The organism is Microcoleus sp. C2D2, from assembly GCF_036702495.1.
In the GTDB taxonomy this organism is placed as follows: Bacteria; Cyanobacteriota; Cyanobacteriia; order Cyanobacteriales; family Microcoleaceae; genus Microcoleus.
Map to the genome: position 1 here is coordinate 1 of NZ_JAUBTO010000159.1, position 17645 is coordinate 17645.

The window sequence follows — 17645 nt, forward strand, 5'->3', positions numbered from 1 at the left end:
GCCCGTCCTTTTTGGACGGGCGGGACGCCCATCCCACAAACTTGTGGAAGTTATTTAATTCTCATTCCTGACTTCATAACTTACGCAAAAAATGGTTCAATCCGCTATTGGTAGAGTCTCTGTGCGCGGCCCGGCGCACCCTACAGATAAAGTTTGTGCGTCCTCGACTGTTCCCTCTTCCTTCTTTCTTCTGACTTCTCCATAAAAAACCCCGGTTTCTTGAAGAAACCGGGGTTTTTGCTACCAACTAAGAGAGGAGTGAAAAGTTAACAGGTAGTGGTTGCCGGAATTCTGCATTTCTCGCACAACCCTCTAAACCAAACTACGGGCAAATTCTTGTTGCAGCTTCTTTAAAGCTGTCTCATTTCCTCTTCAAGCACCCGAACCAAATCTTGGTTCCCACTGGATCTCGCTACTTCTATGCGGTGCATCAGTTGCTTGTGAATGTTAGCGCGGTGGGTTTCTGCTACTTTTTTTACGTTTTGACGATTTGTGTTCATGGTGGACGTTCCTTATATTGATTTTGGTGTACCTGCTACTTCTCTAATATAGCGCTAAATTTCAAAAAGTATCTAAATTTACCAAAAATTTACAGTTGTTGACCGATCGACCACAATAGTGTATAGTCATCGCCATAAGTCAATAGAGATATCTTGACAATAAAAAAAAAAGGCAGAAGCAAGGAGCTGCATTCGGCAGAAAGCTAGAGCTGCAGAACGCTAGACTGCATTCGGCAGAAAGGATTCGGCATAAGTATAAATTCTCCCCACCTCCCAACATTTACTCGAAGGGTAAGGTACTTATGGCGCACCCAACATTTACTCAAAACTCAAAACTTCCTGCAGCGCCTCTACCAACTGCTGAAGGTGTGCGAGCTCGTGAGTTGCCATCAGCGAAATCCGAATTCGACTCACGCTTACAGTCGGAGGCCGAATCGCGGCAGCAAAAATACCCATCTCCTTGAGTTTGCTGCCGACTGTTAAAGCGGAGGCTGCATCTTTTAACGGAAGACTGAAAATTGGGGAGAGGGAATTGCTAATTGGTAATTGGTGATTGGTAATCGCGCAATATTTGAAAGTTTCGATATTTTGTCGCAACCGAACTCGGCGTTCTGGTTCTTGCTGTACAATTCTCACAGCTTCCAAAGCAGCCGCCGCGTCAGCAGGCGTCAATGCTGTAGTATAAATCCAACTCGGAGCTCGATTGCGCAGAAAATCAATTAAAGCAGCAGAGCCCGCAACGTAGCCGCCCAAACTTCCCAAAGCTTTGCTGAGTGTCCCCACTTGAATCAGCGGTGTTCCCGTACACCCGAAATGTTCTGCACAACCGGCACCGCTAACACCGAAAACTCCTGTAGCGTGAGCTTCATCTACTAATACCATGCAGTTAAATTTTCCGGCCAAAGCTAACAACTGCGGTAGCGGACACAAGTCCCCATCCATGCTAAAGACGCTATCGGTAATAATTAAACACTTGCGGTATCTCGCCCGATTTTGCTCTAACTTGGCTGTTAAATCCTCAAGATTGCAATGACTGTATTCTAGGGCAGTTGCACCGCTGAGTGCGGCTCCGTTTTTCAGGCTCGAATGGTTGTACTTGTCAGATAATATTAAATCGCGCTTGCCGACAACGGATACGATCGCCCCTAAATTCGCCAAATATCCGGAACTGAATACTAAAGCATCTTCAGTTTGTTTTAAATTAGCAATAGCCTGTTCTAGCTGTTGGTGCAAATCGCGGTGTCCGCTTAGCAACCTCGAACCCGTCGCACCCGTACCAAATTCCTTAGTTGCAGCCATAGCTGCTTGAATTAACCTGTCATCGCCGGCAAGTCCGAGATAATCGTTGCTGGCAAAGTTAATCAGCCGACGGGCTGCTAATTTTACCACAGAACCGGGGGAACTTTCGATCGATTGTGGCGATCGATGCCAATGGGCGCGGCGAATAGTGTCGAGGGACTTCTCTATCCAAGCGTAAGGGTCAGGGTTCATATTGGAAAGCGATCGGGTAATAAGTTATATTGTCTTATAATCATTCCTTGCCGATCGCAGAAGCATATGCCACTCACTAAAAAATACAGATTAGTCACCCGCAGCGATTTTGACGGTCTTGTCTGTGCCGTTTTGCTCAAAGAACTCGATATTATCGACGAGATTAAATTCGTGCATCCTAAAGATATGCAGGATGGAAAAATCGAAATAACAAATAACGATATTAGCACTAATTTACCCTATGTTGAGGGAGTTCATCTAGCTTTCGATCACCATTTCAGCGAAACTCTCAGACACGACAAAATCAAAATCAACCACATCATCGATCCCTATGCAGCTTCCGCAGCTAGGGTGTTGTACAAATATTATGGAGGTCAAGCAAAATTTCCTGATATTTCCGAGGCGATGATGGAGGCAGTTGACAAATCAGATTCCGCTCAATTTGCCCAAGAAGAGGTTCTGCATCCGGAAAAATGGGTGCTGTTAAACTTCATAATGGACGCCCGTACCGGGTTGGGAAGGTTTAAAGAATTTACGGTTTCCAATTATCAGTTAATGATGCAGTTAATCGATTACTGTAAAAATCATACCATCGAGGAAATATTGCAGCTTCCTGATGTGAAAGAAAGAGTAGACCTCTACTTCGAGCAAGAAGAAAAATTTAAATATCAACTACAGCGCTGCGCCCAAGTTTATAATAATTTAGTTGTTTTGGATTTGCGCAACGAAGAGGTGATTTATGCGGGGAATCGTTTTGTAATTTACGCTTTGTTCCCCGAGTGCAATATATCTATTCACGTACTTTGGGGACTGAAACAACAAAATACTGTTTTCGCAGTGGGTAAGTCAATCTTTAACAAAACTTCTCAAACTAATATTGGGCAGTTAATGTTAAAATATGGTGGCGGCGGACACCAGAATGCCGGAACTTGTCAGATTGAGAATGATAAAGCTAGTAAAGTTTTGAAAGAGTTAATTGCCCAGATACAGCAAAATGGTTAAATTGGCTTTATCTTTTTTGCAGTCAGGACTTGAGTCTTTGATTATTTTAATTTTCAGGGCTAAAGTCCTTACTAGAAAAGGGGATTTTCTGGACTAAAGTTTTTACTGCAAACGGGAATTTTCTGGACTGAAGTCCTTACTGCAAACGGGAGTTTAGTCCTCAAGGTTTTGAGCTGGCGGGTTCTGGGCATTGAGATTTTCTGAGCTCTTGCCTTTGACTGGCGGCAAATGGTCTACCAAACCCATCTCAAAAGCGATATCCGGCAACTCATCAGCGTTATATTTTCCTGGCTCAAACAATCGCCCAGGAGTAAAACAAGGCTGTTTCAATTGTACCACTTCCCCGGGTAAAAACATTCCCCTAAACATTTTGCGTTCGAGTCCCATAATTTCCGCTCCTAAAACAATTCTCGCATTAATCTTAGCAATTTTTGAGCCGCAGCTTCCCAATTAAATAGATCCGCCGTTTCTCTAGCTTTTTGAGCTACCTGAAAACGCATCGGGTCTTCAACAATTTTTCGCAACTGTTGGCGAACAGACTGAACATTTGGTTCTGCCCAATGAGGAGCATTTCTGATTTTTAGATTCTGAGTATCGTAACACTTTCCGACGGGAATTAGATTGTAAGCAATGGGATAGCAGTTATCAGGATTGGCGTACTCAGTCGGGCCGCCGTACATAGTCATAGCGACGGGCAAACCGGCAGCAAAGGCATCCAAAATTTTAATCGCAAAACCCTCGCCGCGAAACGGAGCTAAAAAAGCATCGGCTGACAAGTATAAATCAGCTAGTTCTGCTTTATTACAAAATTTAGGGACGATCATAATTTTTGACTTTAACTTGCCGATGTGTTTTTCGATATTGAGGATATGTTCCACTATAACATCTGGATTTTTGCCACCATCTTTGATAATTAACTCTACGGTGGAATCATTTTTAAACTCTTCACAAAAAGCTTGAATGGCGAGATCCGTGCCAAATCTATACAAATCAAAAGAATTGGTCATGTGCAGAATATACTTTACATCTTTTGGGGTTTTTTGCGGTCTGGGAACATAGAGTTGCGAGATTAAAGGATTGAAGCCGAGAGGCATGACTGATACGTTGGCCGCCGGACATCCAGCATTAATTAAAACGTTTTTAGAATATTGGCTGACGGCTAGTTTGTGGGATAAGTTATTGACAGCATCGTAAATCCAGTAATCATAATCCTCAGTATTTTGAGCGAATTCGTAATTGATCGCAAAAAGTTCTAAGTTGAGATGACCGTTGAGTTCTTTTAAAAAATAAGGTTTCCAGTAATGAGACCATTTTATGTGAAATAAATCTGATGGTGCGGTGTTCATCCACTTCTCTAGCAGGTCGTTTTCTTCGGGTGTGGAATTGCGGGTGAGGTGAGAGGCAATTGTCGAAGGTTGGACGGAAATAGGAATTCCCATTTTGTCTAAGGTTTTTGCCAGGGATAGGGTAATGTCGGCGAAGGAGTTAAATTGTTGAAAGCTAACGTTAAAGTGAACCATATTTATTGGGAATGGGGCATTGGGCATTGGGCATTGGGCATTGGGCATTGGAGGCAGAGCCTCCGGGTATGTATTCCCAGGCAGAGCCAGGGAACAAGACTAATAATTAATAACTAATAACTAATAACTAATGACTAATGACTAATGACTAATGACTAATGACTAATGACTAATGACTAATGACTAATGACTAATGACTAATTGGCCGATCGCACTAAAATGACTGTACAGTCGCACCCGCGCGCCACAGCTTCCGGGATGTTCCCCTGAATCACCTGCTTCAGCAGCCCTTCGCGGCTAGCTCCCAGGACGATCGCATCGCACCGATCGTTCTGAGCCAAATCAATTAAAGCATCAGAAACCGATTGAGCGCAAACCGAAGTCGCTACGATCGAACAGCTAACCCGGCGCTGGATAAACTCCGCTGCTTGCTTTAATTCGCGGCGATCGGGTTCAACAGAAGGCTGGTGAACCTGACACAATTTAATCTCCGGTACAGCACTCGCAGCCACCAAAGCCGGTAGCAGCCGCAAAGCGGCAGCTTGCTTGTAACCTCCGCGAATAGGTACCAACCAGCGCTGCAAACCCATCAGCGTGTGCAGCCCCAATTCTGGCCCTGGAATGTCTGAATTCGGCGGGGAAAGTTCAGTCTCTGGAGTCGCTGATGAATCTGAGGATCTCGCCCGGGGATTCTCGGCGCCGTCAACTTTTTCGGGATTTAACTCCCATTCTATAGACGCATATTTCCGCCCGCTGAAAGGGGCGGAAAACTCATTTTTTTTGCGTTTTGCTAATAGTTTTTCGCTCCACTTCACCAAAACTACTTCGCAGCCTGCTTGCCGAATTACGGTATCGACTACATCGCCAAAAATGCGTTCTTTTGTGGAAAGTTCGCCTTGCCAGCCCATCAAAATTAAATCGATGTGGCGCTCCCTAATTGTCTCCAAAATCGCGTTAGGCACGTCATGAGCTACCCGTATTTGAGTGTGGACCGGTAAGTTCCAATTGCGAACAATTCGCTCGGCCTGTTGCAGCAGGCGGCGGCTTTTGGTTGTCCGCACTGCGCTTTCTGAGGGGGAACTGTTGCGCGGTACTAAGATGATTTGCAGGCATTCTAATTCGTAATTGCGATCGCGCGCAATCGCCGCGGCCAGCCGCAGCAAAGCGGGTGCTGTTTGGGGGTTGGAAAGCGGCACTAATAAACGACCGTTTCCGACTTGCGGAGCCCTGGTTTGATAGACGACATAGGAAGGTTCTGGATGCGGGCCCTGGGTTGTTTCTCCGCTGAGGCGATCGGATTCAACTCGGATAATGTCGCTGCGGGTAATAATTCCTACCAAACGGCGGCCTTCTATGACTGGCAAACGGCTGATATTGTAGTTGTTGAGCCTGTACAATACCTCGCTTAAAGTATCCTTTGCTTTGACTGCGATCGGGTGTAGAGTCATAAATTCTTTGAGCAGCGAGTTTCCGGAAAAATTGCGCTCGCTGGCATTTGCCAAATCGGTTTGACTGACAATTCCGACTAATTTGCCATCTTCAACGACTGGAAATCCTCGGTGGTGCGATCGCGAAAATGCCTGCATCACTTCATCGAAAGTCAGCAGACTTGAAAGAGTTTCAACTCGGCGCTGCATCACGTCATCTGCGTGCAAGTCGCTCAAAGTATTGCTGGCAGCTTTTGCCTGCGTCAGTTGAATGCCGTTAAACTCCAAAAGGCGATCGGACAAAGAGCCACTGTCCACCTTTTCCGCGACCAAATAAGCAACTACAGAACAGATCATCAAAGGCAGCACTAATTTAAAATCCGCCGTAATTTCAAACACAATTACTACCGCAGTAATCGGCGCTCTAGAAACCGCGCAAAAAAACGCTCCCATTCCCGCCAAAGCGTAAGTTACCGGCAAACCGACGCCCAGGGAATCAGCCTGCACAATGCCCACCATGTGACCGAGTGCAGAACCCATAACTAGGGAAGGAGAAAACAATCCTCCCGGAGCTCCAGAAGCAGCGGAAATAATTGTCAGAAAAAAGTGAGCTACAAAAGCAATTAAACTCGTTATGCCGCTTGCTTCCCCGGTCAGCAGAAACTCCCGCAAACCCGTATTGTTGCGGAAACTTTCTGGGAGAAAAGCTATTACTGAACCGCAGATTATGCCAGCTAGAGCCACTCGCGCGGGCAAAGCTAATTTGAGCGAGCGCTTGTTAAATTGCAAACTAGCAATAATCCCTTTGGTGAACAAAGCTCCCAGCAATCCCGCTAAAACTCCTAACAGTATATAAAACGGGATTTCCTGAGCATCAAAACTGGTTTGGTACGCGCGAAGGTTCAAACTTAAACTATCGCCGCCCAAAAGCTGCGAGACAACTGCACCGATAAATGAAGCGATAATTGCAGTCCCTAAAGTCAATCCCGAAACGTCGTGCAGCAGTTCTTCAACTACAAACAAAACTCCTGCAATGGGAGCATTGAAACCAGCAGCCAATCCTGCCGCAGCACCGCAAGCAATCAATTGTCGGCGGTAGTCTGGGGAAGTTGGCATCAAGTGACCTATCCAGCCGGCCAAAGATGCTCCTATTTGCACAGTGGGGCCTTGTCTGCCTAAAGTTAAACCGGAACCAACTGCTAAAATAGTGGCCATAAGTTTGGCGACAGCTACTCGCAAATCTAAGGAAAGATTGACTCCGCCGAGAGCAGCTTTGACGTGAGGAATGCCACTGCCTGCAGTTTCGGGAGCAAAACGCTCAACCAAGAAACCTGTCAGCAACCCGCCGCATAAACCGACGCCCGGAAGTAATATCCAAGCTGGAATTACTGTCGAGGTAGCAACTCGCCAACTGCCCAGCCATCCGACTCCTGATTTGAGCAAAACCCCAGCGAGTCCTGAAATTAAACCGATCAGACAAGCTTCAAAAATAGCGAGGCGTTTCGGCCGTAAAAACAGTTGAGATTTGATGACCCTGGAAGGTTCCCTAAATTGTTTAGGGATAGTTATATACGGCATAAATAGCGTAGATAGTCTGAGAATTGTCTGCTCGATCGCACTTTAGCAAAAAATCCTTCGATACTTACCTGAAATCTGCTGTAATTCCGATGCTACCGGATTTGATGTCTATCTGCGATTTTTTTTAAGCTGTTGTGCATTTAAATTGTATATTTCGAGTCCCGATCAAAAATCGTCAAATCCTCTCCCCCTCTCCCCTTCACCCCCTCTCCCTCTCTAATACCATAGGCAATCTAGATGCAACACAGCTTACCCTATAGCCTCCACCAATGTTTTCAAATCCGGCACTTCCCAGTCTGGCTGGCCGCTGGCCGGCAGTGTCGCCCCAAATCCTGTTTTCTCGTGTCTGCGATTTACCCAAACTGTTGATATTCCCATTGATGCGGCGGGTACAATGTCGTGATATATACTCTGAGCAACGTGCAGCAGTTTTTCGCAAGGAATTCCCATTGTTTCTAGGGCGATTTCAAAGTTGCGAGTTGACGGTTTGTACGATCGCACTTGTTCTGCTGTAATCAACCAGTCTAATTCGACCTTTAAATGTTTTGCCGTATCGGCAAACAAATCGTCATCAATGTTGGAAATTACCGCCAGTTTGTATTTTTGCTTGAGTGCTGCCAAAGCTGCGACTGTATCCGGGAATGGCTGCCAATTTTTGATGGACTCACTCAAACACTTGAGTTCTGTTTCTGTCGGTTCAAAATTAAACCTTTTACCGAATTGTTGCACTATTTGTTGCAATATTTCCCTATATTTGATATAATTATCTTGGGAGTTTTCAAATTCAGATTCAAATTCAGCAAACAGCTCTAAAGTTGCGTCATCGCTCAAATCTATCTTGCGACTTGACAGCAATTGTCTCAAGACTGGCAGTATTCCGCTTTCCCAATCTATGAGAGTGCCGTAGCAGTCAAAACTTACAACTTCAAATTGATTAAAATCTAACATCTGTCATTGCTCCTATTCTACGGTTGATATTCAGCAAATATTTCAATTTTTCCGATAATATTGCGATTAAATTCTGCCAAGTCTTCTGCCGGAATCCAATATTCTTTGTGAATCGAACTGCCGACGGTTTGGACGGAATAGTTTTTTAAGAATTCAGCCAAAACTTGAAATTGGGTTACATAGCCAAAATATCCCGATGCTGCATCTTTTGTATTCCAATCCCGCGCAATTTTTATGGCGTATGCTTTGTAGAGTACGGGATAAAACATAGGCTGAAAAGGCAGCCGGGGCGGAAATGCCAGGAAATCGCTTTCTTTAATTAATTCCATTTCTTTTTTGCCGACGGCTCGGAATAGGGTAACAGTTTTTTTATCAGATTTATTGATATTTTTAAACCAAGCTTTCCAGCCGTCCCAATTGTGAACTATTTTAGCCAATTCAGTATAACCGGCGGCACGGGGATGGGAACCGTCATTTTCGGTAACCTCTTTCGACCAAAATTCTGATTTTTGCAGAGGAGTGCAAATATCTAAATAAGGCACGTTTAACTCGCTGCAAACTTCCGAAAAATGTTCGGATAAATTGGCTATTCTGATTGTGCGAGCGGCATCATTAACTGGCGGTGGACCTACCATTAAAACGGGAAATAATTCTTTAGCCGACTTGAGAATATAGCGGAGGTTTTCAATTGATTTTTCAAGTTCGACGCGAGTTTTTCCATTTTCTAGGTAAGTGTCGTTGACGCCAAAGGAAAATACTATTCTGCCGTCGCCGTAGTGAGGCAAGCGGCCAGAAATTTCGCTGAACCACCGAGTTTCTATATCAGCACTGGTTTCTCCCCGCACTCCTAAATTATAATGAGTAATATCCTGTCTTTGCCCGCCGCAAGCGGCCGCGCAAATTCGTCCTGTCCAACCAAGATATGTTGGATCGCCCGTACCGTTTACGAAAGAATCGCCAATAAAACAAATACGCATAATTATTTGAGATTTGAGAGGTTGAATTTATGTGTAGGATGCGTAATGGCTCAAATTTGATCGAGGAATAGAGGTTTAGACTCTAAGAGAATACCCGGCAGTTGGGCTAGATAATTGATAGTTGGGAATGGGGAATTTGCTAGTAAGTTTAAGTTTTAAATGTTGAGTTTGGCAGGTAAAAATTTTTAACTTAAGATTCCCAATTTAAAACTCAAAAGTTTATTACCAATTACCGATTCCCGATTCCCGATTACCAATTCTCGATTAGTTTTTGCCGATGACGGACAATCCCTCTACAATTACAGATGGTGTGTGGCAAGAACCGTTCCACTCGGAGTCTCCTCCCAATTCTACTAATTGTTTGAGGACGCTGTAAACGTTGCCGGCTACCATTGTGTCTTTGATTCGGCCGACTATTTGACCTTTTTTAACTCGGTAGCCGAGATCGACGTTAATCGAAAAATCGCCGGAAATTCCGGCACTGCCGCCAAGCATTTGATCGACTACAATTCCGTCGTCTAATTGAGCGATTAAATCGATTAGCGAAAGCGAACCTGGTTTAATCAAAACATTGAACAAACTCGGCGTGGGATAGCTGCCCAGACCCGGGCGAAATCCGTTGCCGGTAGTGCCGCTACCCAAGGCTCGACCGGTGGTGCGATCGGTATAAAATAGCTGCAACACTCCTTTGTTGATAAAGACGATCGCCCGAGTGGGAGTACCTTCGTCGTCAAAGGGACAGCTATAGGGCCCGATATCCGGCTGCTGCGAGAGGGTGACAAGCGGCGATGTCACTTGAGATCCCAAACGATCGTTCCAAGGCGAAGCGCCTTCGAGTACCTGTTTGCCGTTCAACGCCGCACAGACAGTCCCCCACAGTAAATCGGCAGCTTTGGCTGTAAACAGCACCGGCACGCGGCCCGTGGGGGGGGCTACATTGTCTTTCGCCCATTCCAAACGTTGCAAAACTCGCCTGGCGCTGGTGTTTAAGTCGAGGGTGCCGCGTTCGGTTTCGCCTTCCCAAACGTTGAGGAAATCTTCTCCCCGCACTAATTCTGCTGACAAGTAACCGCTGAGGGTGGTGTCGGTGTGACTGGAATCCAAGCCTCTGGTGTTCAGCAAGCGGGTGCTTTCGATTTCGCAGTCGAGTTCGGCGGTGCAGAGGCTTTCGGGATAGGCTTCGCGGACGATCGCGATCGCCTCTTTTCCCCAGTTTACTAGCTGTTCGGCAGGCACCGACACTCCGCGATCGGGATAAACAACTTTCTCACCGGTGCCGAGTTCGATGGTTTCCGGTTCATTGAGTTGCGAAAGCGCGATCGCCCTGTCCACCAAAATTTGCGGTTCCACCGGCCCGTAGGCCACCGCCAAACCCGGCCGCCCGTCCCGCCACAGCCGTAGGGCAATGCCTTCTGCTTGGGCAGTTTCTAGCTGTTTGAGGCGGTTTGCTTCAAAAAAGACCGGCCGCGAGAGCGATTGCGATTCCAATACCTCAGCAGCTTCGGCCCCTGCTTTGGTGGCTAATTCTAGCAGTTGTTCTGCTGATTGGTAATTGGTCATTGTTGTCGGTGGTTGGTAATGGGCGATTCGATTTTCGATTTTCGATTTTCGATTTTCGATTAAAGAATTGGCAATGACTTACTGGATATGGGTTGGGAGCACGAGCCTACATTTAGATTCTTTTGGGAAACTGGCATAGCCTTTCTCAGTAACATGAGGTGCTATCGCAGCCTCCGTGGGCATAGGGCATAGGCCTGGTGTGGGCATCAGTTGCGAGCGGTGTGTACCTCATTTTATTGAGAACCGCTATATAATTGGGGATAACAAGATGCTGCGCATTTGTGATTATTTGCATCTTGTCCAAGCCTTAGCGTCGATTTGAGATTTGAGATTTACTCCACAGATGAATCTTGGATCTTGAACTAGAATCTAAAATTGCGATCTCTCCACGACAGGAGTCTGGGGCTTGGAACCGTTTTTGGGCGGGGTCAGAAACCAGCTTTCTTGCTGCAGGTCAAATCTCAAAGCCGAGATTTTTTCTCAAAAAAACTGGTTGGTTAAATCTAATTGAGAATGCTGCCAGATATCAGTTATTGCCAAGCGAGCGACTAAATAGTTAGTTCGTGCAGCAGCCAAAATCCTGCGAAAGATTCCGATTCGGGATTTGACTGAATTGCTAAGAAATGTACTTTTTTTGCTTGCTTTTTCGCTGCTTCAAATGCTTTCGCTTCTCTCTCAGTTGCTGCGTCTCTGAGATTAGCTAAAATCCAGCGATCGTTAGCTCCGGTATCTAATACCAGCCTAGCGGGCGGGCCGCTGTCAAATTTGAGAAAAGCCAACTCCAAACCCGACATCCAACCTGCCAGGGCGGTTGCTCTCGACGAGTAGATAATCAGTCCCGGAATTTGCGTTTCCGGGGCGAGGCGTGTCATCGGCAGCCCGAAAGCTTCGCCAAATCCGATATCCCACTCCGACATTTCGTCAAAAGCCGCGATCGGCAAACTCACAAACCTCCATTTTTCGCCCATTAAAGCATCCGGCAGGGCCACTGGCGTTTCGGGTATAAATTGAACGCTCGGGTTCACAACCGGTTGATAGCCCGGTTCGGCGGGATAAACCTCTTGCATCCGTTCTTCCAGCCACAGGCTGAGGGCGAGAGTGCGGCGGCTGCAGGCGGCGGGAATGTCCAAGTCCTCGCAGGCTTTAGTAATCATGTTCCCCATTTGACGGCGGAAAAAGCGGATTTTTTCGGGTCGTTTCGGTGCCGCGGCGATCGCATCTTTAATGGCGCCAGCCAGCCACAGGGAATTCACGGTAGAACTCGAGCAAAATTGCGAGTAGCGAAACAGAGATTCGGCCTTGTCGCTTACATTCAGCGGGCTTTCGCAGATCAACACTTCCCATTTTTTTTTCTCTCGCTCGTCTAGGATTGGACGGCTGTAAAAGTCGAGTTCCCAAATAGTAGCCATGCCGCGCTGTTAAAAATTAATCCTTTCTCATATTACCGGACAGCGGGCAGGTTTCTCATAATAATGATTGAAAACTAATTTTCAATGCCTGTACCACTGCACCGAGTTTCCCCATCGACTGCAGCAGCACCAAATTTTCAACCAAATGCTCGAAAAAAGCCTCAACTCTCCCCTAGCCTCATCATTTGAATTTATCAACAATAAAACCTAGAGCAAATTTAATTTAACCTCTCAACATTTTCTAATGTACTGATTCACAAAATCTGCGTTCATCCGTGTTCATCTGCCTTCATCTGCGGTTAAAAATCTTTTTGATATAATCTCAATAAAAGCCGAAACTCATAAATTCACAAAGACCGTTAACTACACAAAAGTTATTAATATTTTACTTTTGTTATCTTTATGTATTAAAACAAAATATTTTTACATCATTTTTAATCATACCACCTTTGTAAAAAGACAAACGGCAAGCAAAAACTATTATAATAGGTATAAACCCTACAAATTACGAAAAAAAATAAAAATGTAAATATTTTTGATGTATTATTAGAAATAATTAAACCTACTTTCAATGGTAGGCAAGTCAAATGGCAGAAAATATAATAGACCCCAATTGAGAGCTCCCGGATCCAGAGCTCCCGGATCCAGAGCTCCCGGAAAATATAATTCCTGACGATCTGCTGCAAACCATCTTCGACAGCCAAGCCGGGCAAAACATCACAGGTGCTAATCACCTCACCGTTACCCCGGCAGGACAGGTAGTGACACCCAGCGGTCAGGTTCGAGACCAAGGTTTTCTAGACCAGATTGCCCAACACTTTTACAGTACGGTCACTTCAATCAAATCAGACCAAGACTTCTTTCAAATTCCAGCGGCAATGCGCAGCAATTCTCTGAGTTCAGGAGTCACCGAGCATTTCCCCGTTGAGATTCTTGCAAATAGCGCCATTCCTTATAACGTCAACTACGACGCGGCCAATGTTTTTACGGGTGCGAACCAGCTTCAAAGCTGGTTAGCCACAATTAGTAGCCCCACTTCAGGAGTTACACCAAATCGCTTTGTTGATGCAGATAACTCTGATAACCTCATAGAAAGTAGACCAGAAGATGCAGCGCAATTAGGAGCGCTCTGTGCTTTGGATGGCAACGATAAAATCCTCGGCAGTCACCTCAACGATATCGTTAACGGCGGTGCAGGTGACGATCTAATGTTTGGCGCTAGCGGCAACGATCTGCTTCGGGGCGGTGCAGGTAACGATTGGATCGCTGGCGGTAAGGGCGAGGATGTGCTTCTGGACCTTGAGGGAGACAACCAGCTATTCGGCGGACTAGGAAATGACGTAATGCGAGGTGGATGGGGCAGTGATGAATTGACTGGAGGTGCGGGCAATGATTTGTTGATCGCCACTGGTGGTCGTGACTTGTTAATGGGCGGAGTAGGAGCAGATGACTTTATTTTGCCCAGCCATATGTCAATGAATGATGCTCGTTTTGCCCCTCGTATTTGCGACTTCAACTTCAACTACACCGAAGGCGACAGGATCAAAATTGTCTCCTCCCCAGGCGATGTAATCCGTTTAGCTGGCTGTGATGTCAACGGAGATCTCATTGAAGATACTGCTATCCTCTGTTCCGCGGACGCTGCCTCTAATGACCTTCCCTATGTTTGTGTTGTGGGCGTTATCATGAGTAAAGCCCCCTCAACAATCGAGCCCAACTCAATGTTGATGGTCGGACTTCAAGACACAACTCTCAGCCTAATCGGATAGCACTTTTAATAGTTAATAGCAAGCGGTTAGCAGCTATTGCTGCTAGCCGCTTGTGCTGCCGATTTTATTGGCACTTTGCTTGCAACTGCTTTTACAGAATTAGCGCTACAATCAAAAGTAAGACAGTCCTGGACGCAACTGTCAGGCTGCAATCGACTTGTAGGATGCCCCGGACCGAGTTAGGGACGGATTATCCTGGGTTTGGGATAGTAGAGCACATTACTCTATTTGACACTTGCGTCCGGGACCATAAGAATTTAGCTTGATTCCATGAGACAAATCATTCTCGAAAAGATTGTTTCAACCTTACAACCTTTAGATTTTGTTCTCGGTTTGTGGCAAGGAGGTTCAGCAGCCCACGGATACACCGACGAGTGGTCAGACCTCGATATTGCCGTTGTGGTTGAAGATAACTGCGTGCCACAAACCTTTGATATTGTTGAAAAAGCCCTCGCAGAAATGGGCGAAATCGAACTCAAATATCGAGTTCCAGAACCCGCTTGGCACGGTCAGTCGCAGTGCTTCTGGCGGCTCAAAGAAACCCCGCCGTTTTTGCTAATTGATTTTGCTGTTTTCCGGCGCAGCAGCCATAACGAATTTTTAGAAATAGAACGGCACGGGAATGTACCGATCGCCTTTGACAAAGCTAATCTAATTGTACCGCCTCATTTGGATACAAACAAGCATTTTTCCCAAATGCTAGCCAGGTTCAACGAAATTAAAATCCGTTTTGATTTGCTGCAACCTCTGGTAAAAAAAGAGATTTATCGCCGACATTTAGTAGATGCGATCGGCAACTATCACAATTGGACGCTTCTACCCTTAGTCGAACTGCTGGGAATGATTTACCGTCCGCACAGATACGACTTTGAACTCAAATATTTTAGCCGAGACTTTCCGCCCGCAATAGTCGATCGCGTCGCACCGCTTTTCTGCATCGCAAACCTAGAAGATTTGGCTGCCAAACAGCAAATAGCTGAGGCTTTTTTTGCAGAAACTTTACCGCTTGCAGAAGCTAAATTTTACTCTAAGAATGCCCTAACACTACCGCAATAGGCTCAATGTTTCGTACCCAAAGCGATTAATATATAGCGGTTCTCAAGCGTGGTGAGGTATGGGGGCAAGTCCTATGCCCATGCCCGCGGAGGCCTATGCCCACGGAGGCCTATGCCCTATGCCCGCGAGAGCACCTCATGTTACTGAGAAAGGCTATAGTAGCATCAACCTTAAAGATTAACATCCCGTGACTAAACTCAGCGTTAACATCAACAGAATCGCCCTCCTCAGAAACTCTCGAAACATCGGTATCCCCAGCGTTACGGAAGCCGCAAAAACAGTAATCGCCGCCGGAGCCCACGGCGTTACAGTCCATCCCCGCCCCGACGAAAGGCACATCAAAGCTGCCGATGTTTACGAATTAGCCAAAATGCTAACCGTCGAGTTCAACATCGAAGGAAATCCGTTTCAGCCGCCATTTATGGATATAGTTTGCGACGTAAAACCGGCTCAGTGCACCTTGGTGCCGGACGCTCCCGACGTGCTAACATCGGATAGCGGTTGGAATATTCCCAAAAATCGCGATCGCCTCTTACCAATTATTCAAAAATTAAAAGATAACGGCATCAGAGTCAGTCTGTTTATGGACGCAGATGCAGCTCTCATGCCGCTAGCAAAAGAAGTTGGAGCAGACAGAGTAGAACTGTACACGGAACCCTACGCAACTGCTTTTCGCGAAGGCCAAGTAGAATTTATTTTTCAACAATATGTGTTGGCAGCTAAAGCGGCTCAATCAGCAGGTTTGGGAGTCAATGCCGGACACGATCTAAATTTGCAAAACTTACCTAAATTTTGCTCGATTCCTGATATACTAGAAGTATCGATAGGTCATGCTTTAATTGCGGAAGCGCTAGAAATGGGCTTGTTCAACACAGTACAAGCTTACCTGAAAATTCTGTCAGGTTCGTAGTACAAATTAACCTCGTGTGGTCGGGGGGGTTGGGCAGTGGTAAACTCGTTTGTATCAGACATACTAACTCGCATCCGCCCCGACAAACCCTACAAGATCAAAACTTACGCAAAAAGTGGTTTGACACGCTACGAATATGGTAAGCTGTCGCGCATTTAAATTGTATATTCAGGGCGGGCGGGACGCCCACCCCACAAGACTTTGATTTTTTTTGACATACAATTTAAATGCCGCAACAGCTTAAGGTGCGGTGTGTATCGCCCTACATAATTAGGCGATCGTCCAACCCTAAGTAACAGTAGGGGCAGTCACCCCGTGCAGGTGCTAGCCGTTTTCTAGTAGCAACGCTCCTCCCAGAGCCTTGACACCGCCTTTTTTGGGCCTAGGCATTTTTTTAGCAATATCCTCGGAGAAAGCTTGAATTTTCCTCGAGCAAATTAGTAATATTCTCGGATGATATTATGCCTAAGCAGTATCATTGAAATGTCCCGACAAACGGAGGCTACTACTTAGCTCCCGCACTGCCCATTTGCGACCAGCAGCTTTTGTGCAAGTAGGGGATATTTAGGTGTATTCTCCATACTGGTATAGCCGATCGCCAGATGAGATCCGGTGAAAACAGGCAAACACAAGTAACCATATACAACTCATTACCAATCGGAAGTGCGACATGAAAAAATTAATTTTACTGACTGGAATGCTACTCATGATGACGGTAAAATCAGTATTTGCCGGCCCTGTAGCGCCAAAAATTGCACCGAGCGAGCGGATGGCTGCCTCGGAAATTACAGAAACCTTTAACAAACCTGCTACCTCTGGATCGGTTCCCAACCTCGAACCCATTGAGCGAATGTCAAGTTCGGAAATTCGAGAAACCATCAACCAACCCACCACCTATATTTTTGAAGGCGTCAAAGGGCGGGAACTCACTCTCTCCCTGTGGGCGGGACAACTGACAGCCGAACTGTACAGTCCCAATGGTGAAAATATGGGGGTTATTGAAAAAACAGACAATCAGTGGATCGGCCAGTTGCCAGAGTCCGGCATCTACCGCGTGCGAGTTACCCCCAAAGGTGAAACTAGCAGCTTCGTACTCGGACGCGACTTTAACGCCAAGTGGACTTATAGGCCCGATCGCGCAATTCCCATAGCCTTCAGGGAAAAAGAAGCCACAATCAAACTCAAAATGTCCGGCTACCAAATCCAGCCCATCACGGTTCCAGGCAAACAAGGACAGACAATCAGGGTAACTGCTAGCAACAAAAATCTAGATCTGGCGATCGAATCTCCGTCGGGACAACTCCTGGATCAAGGCGAAGGTCAAACTTTTGCTCAACTTCCCGAGTCGGGAATCTACCGGGTGCTCGTAGTTGCCAACAGGCCGATCAAGCCCTCGATCAGAGTTTCTGTGCGATAGCTAAGGATCGCGAATTAAATAACTTACAATTTTAATTGTTATTGTGGGATGGGCGTCCCGCCCGTCCTTTTTGGACGGGCG

At 46.1% G+C, this 17645-nt stretch carries 14 protein-coding genes; 5 read left to right on the plus strand and 9 right to left on the minus strand.

The genetic code is table 11. The features are described from left to right. Positions 1–350 precede the first annotated feature (350 nt). Positions 351–500, minus strand: coding sequence for an arginine synthesis PII-interacting regulator PirA (gene pirA, locus QUB61_RS32390; RefSeq protein WP_172185012.1), 150 nt, complete (start codon positions 498–500; stop codon positions 351–353). A gap of 318 nt (positions 501–818) precedes the next feature. Next, entirely contained in the window at positions 819–1991 is a 1173-nt protein-coding gene (gene bioF, locus QUB61_RS32395; protein WP_333133567.1) for an 8-amino-7-oxononanoate synthase, read from the minus strand. Between the two features lie 66 nt (positions 1992–2057). On the opposite strand from bioF, the gene QUB61_RS32400 reads away from it, so the two are divergent. After that, entirely contained in the window at positions 2058–2993 is a 936-nt protein-coding gene (locus QUB61_RS32400) for an exopolyphosphatase (RefSeq protein ID WP_333133568.1), read from the plus strand. A gap of 153 nt (positions 2994–3146) precedes the next feature. Here the strand turns inward: QUB61_RS32400 and QUB61_RS32405 are convergent, their stop codons facing one another. The 7 genes from QUB61_RS32405 to QUB61_RS32435 all read right to left on the minus strand — a co-directional run bounded on the left by QUB61_RS32405 (position 3147) and on the right by QUB61_RS32435 (position 12412). Beyond that, on the minus strand, positions 3147–3380 hold the full coding sequence (locus tag QUB61_RS32405) for a hypothetical protein (protein ID WP_333133569.1): 234 nt from the start codon (positions 3378–3380) through the stop codon (positions 3147–3149). Positions 3381–3391: 11 nt separating this feature from the next. Then, on the minus strand, positions 3392–4513 hold the full coding sequence (locus QUB61_RS32410; protein ID WP_333133570.1) for a glycosyltransferase family 4 protein: 1122 nt from the start codon (positions 4511–4513) through the stop codon (positions 3392–3394). Positions 4514–4710: 197 nt separating this feature from the next. Next, positions 4711–7518: a chloride channel protein gene (locus QUB61_RS32415; protein ID WP_333133571.1), complete on the minus strand. Its 2808-nt coding sequence runs from the start codon at positions 7516–7518 to the stop codon at positions 4711–4713. A gap of 249 nt (positions 7519–7767) precedes the next feature. Continuing rightward, a complete protein-coding gene (locus tag QUB61_RS32420) occupies positions 7768–8466 on the minus strand; it encodes a haloacid dehalogenase type II (RefSeq protein ID WP_333133572.1) in 699 nt (232 codons plus the stop codon). A gap of 17 nt (positions 8467–8483) precedes the next feature. Next, positions 8484–9443 carry a GDSL-type esterase/lipase family protein gene (locus QUB61_RS32425; protein ID WP_333133573.1) on the minus strand — a complete coding sequence of 320 codons (960 nt, stop codon included), beginning with the start codon at positions 9441–9443 and terminating at the stop codon, positions 8484–8486. A 264-nt stretch (positions 9444–9707) separates the two neighbouring features. After that, positions 9708–11003, minus strand: coding sequence for a TldD/PmbA family protein (locus QUB61_RS32430; protein WP_333133574.1), 1296 nt, complete (start codon positions 11001–11003; stop codon positions 9708–9710). 548 nt (positions 11004–11551) lie between these two features. Continuing rightward, complete coding sequence (locus QUB61_RS32435; RefSeq protein WP_333133575.1) at positions 11552–12412, minus strand: Tab2/Atab2 family RNA-binding protein; 861 nt, start codon at positions 12410–12412, stop codon at positions 11552–11554. Positions 12413–13173: 761 nt separating this feature from the next. Here QUB61_RS32435 and QUB61_RS32440 point away from each other — a divergent pair. The 4 genes from QUB61_RS32440 (at position 13174) to QUB61_RS32455 (ending at position 17564) form a co-directional block, all read left to right on the plus strand. Beyond that, positions 13174–14181 (plus strand): calcium-binding protein, encoded by a 1008-nt coding sequence (locus QUB61_RS32440; protein WP_333133576.1) that lies wholly within the window; start codon positions 13174–13176, stop codon positions 14179–14181. A gap of 270 nt (positions 14182–14451) precedes the next feature. Continuing rightward, positions 14452–15237, plus strand: coding sequence for a nucleotidyltransferase domain-containing protein (locus tag QUB61_RS32445; protein WP_333133577.1), 786 nt, complete (start codon positions 14452–14454; stop codon positions 15235–15237). Between the two features lie 187 nt (positions 15238–15424). Continuing rightward, positions 15425–16147 carry a pyridoxine 5'-phosphate synthase gene (locus QUB61_RS32450; protein ID WP_333133578.1) on the plus strand — a complete coding sequence of 241 codons (723 nt, stop codon included), beginning with the start codon at positions 15425–15427 and terminating at the stop codon, positions 16145–16147. Positions 16148–16817: 670 nt separating this feature from the next. Beyond that, positions 16818–17564 carry a hypothetical protein gene (locus QUB61_RS32455; RefSeq protein WP_333133579.1) on the plus strand — a complete coding sequence of 249 codons (747 nt, stop codon included), beginning with the start codon at positions 16818–16820 and terminating at the stop codon, positions 17562–17564. Positions 17565–17645: the final 81 nt, after the last annotated feature.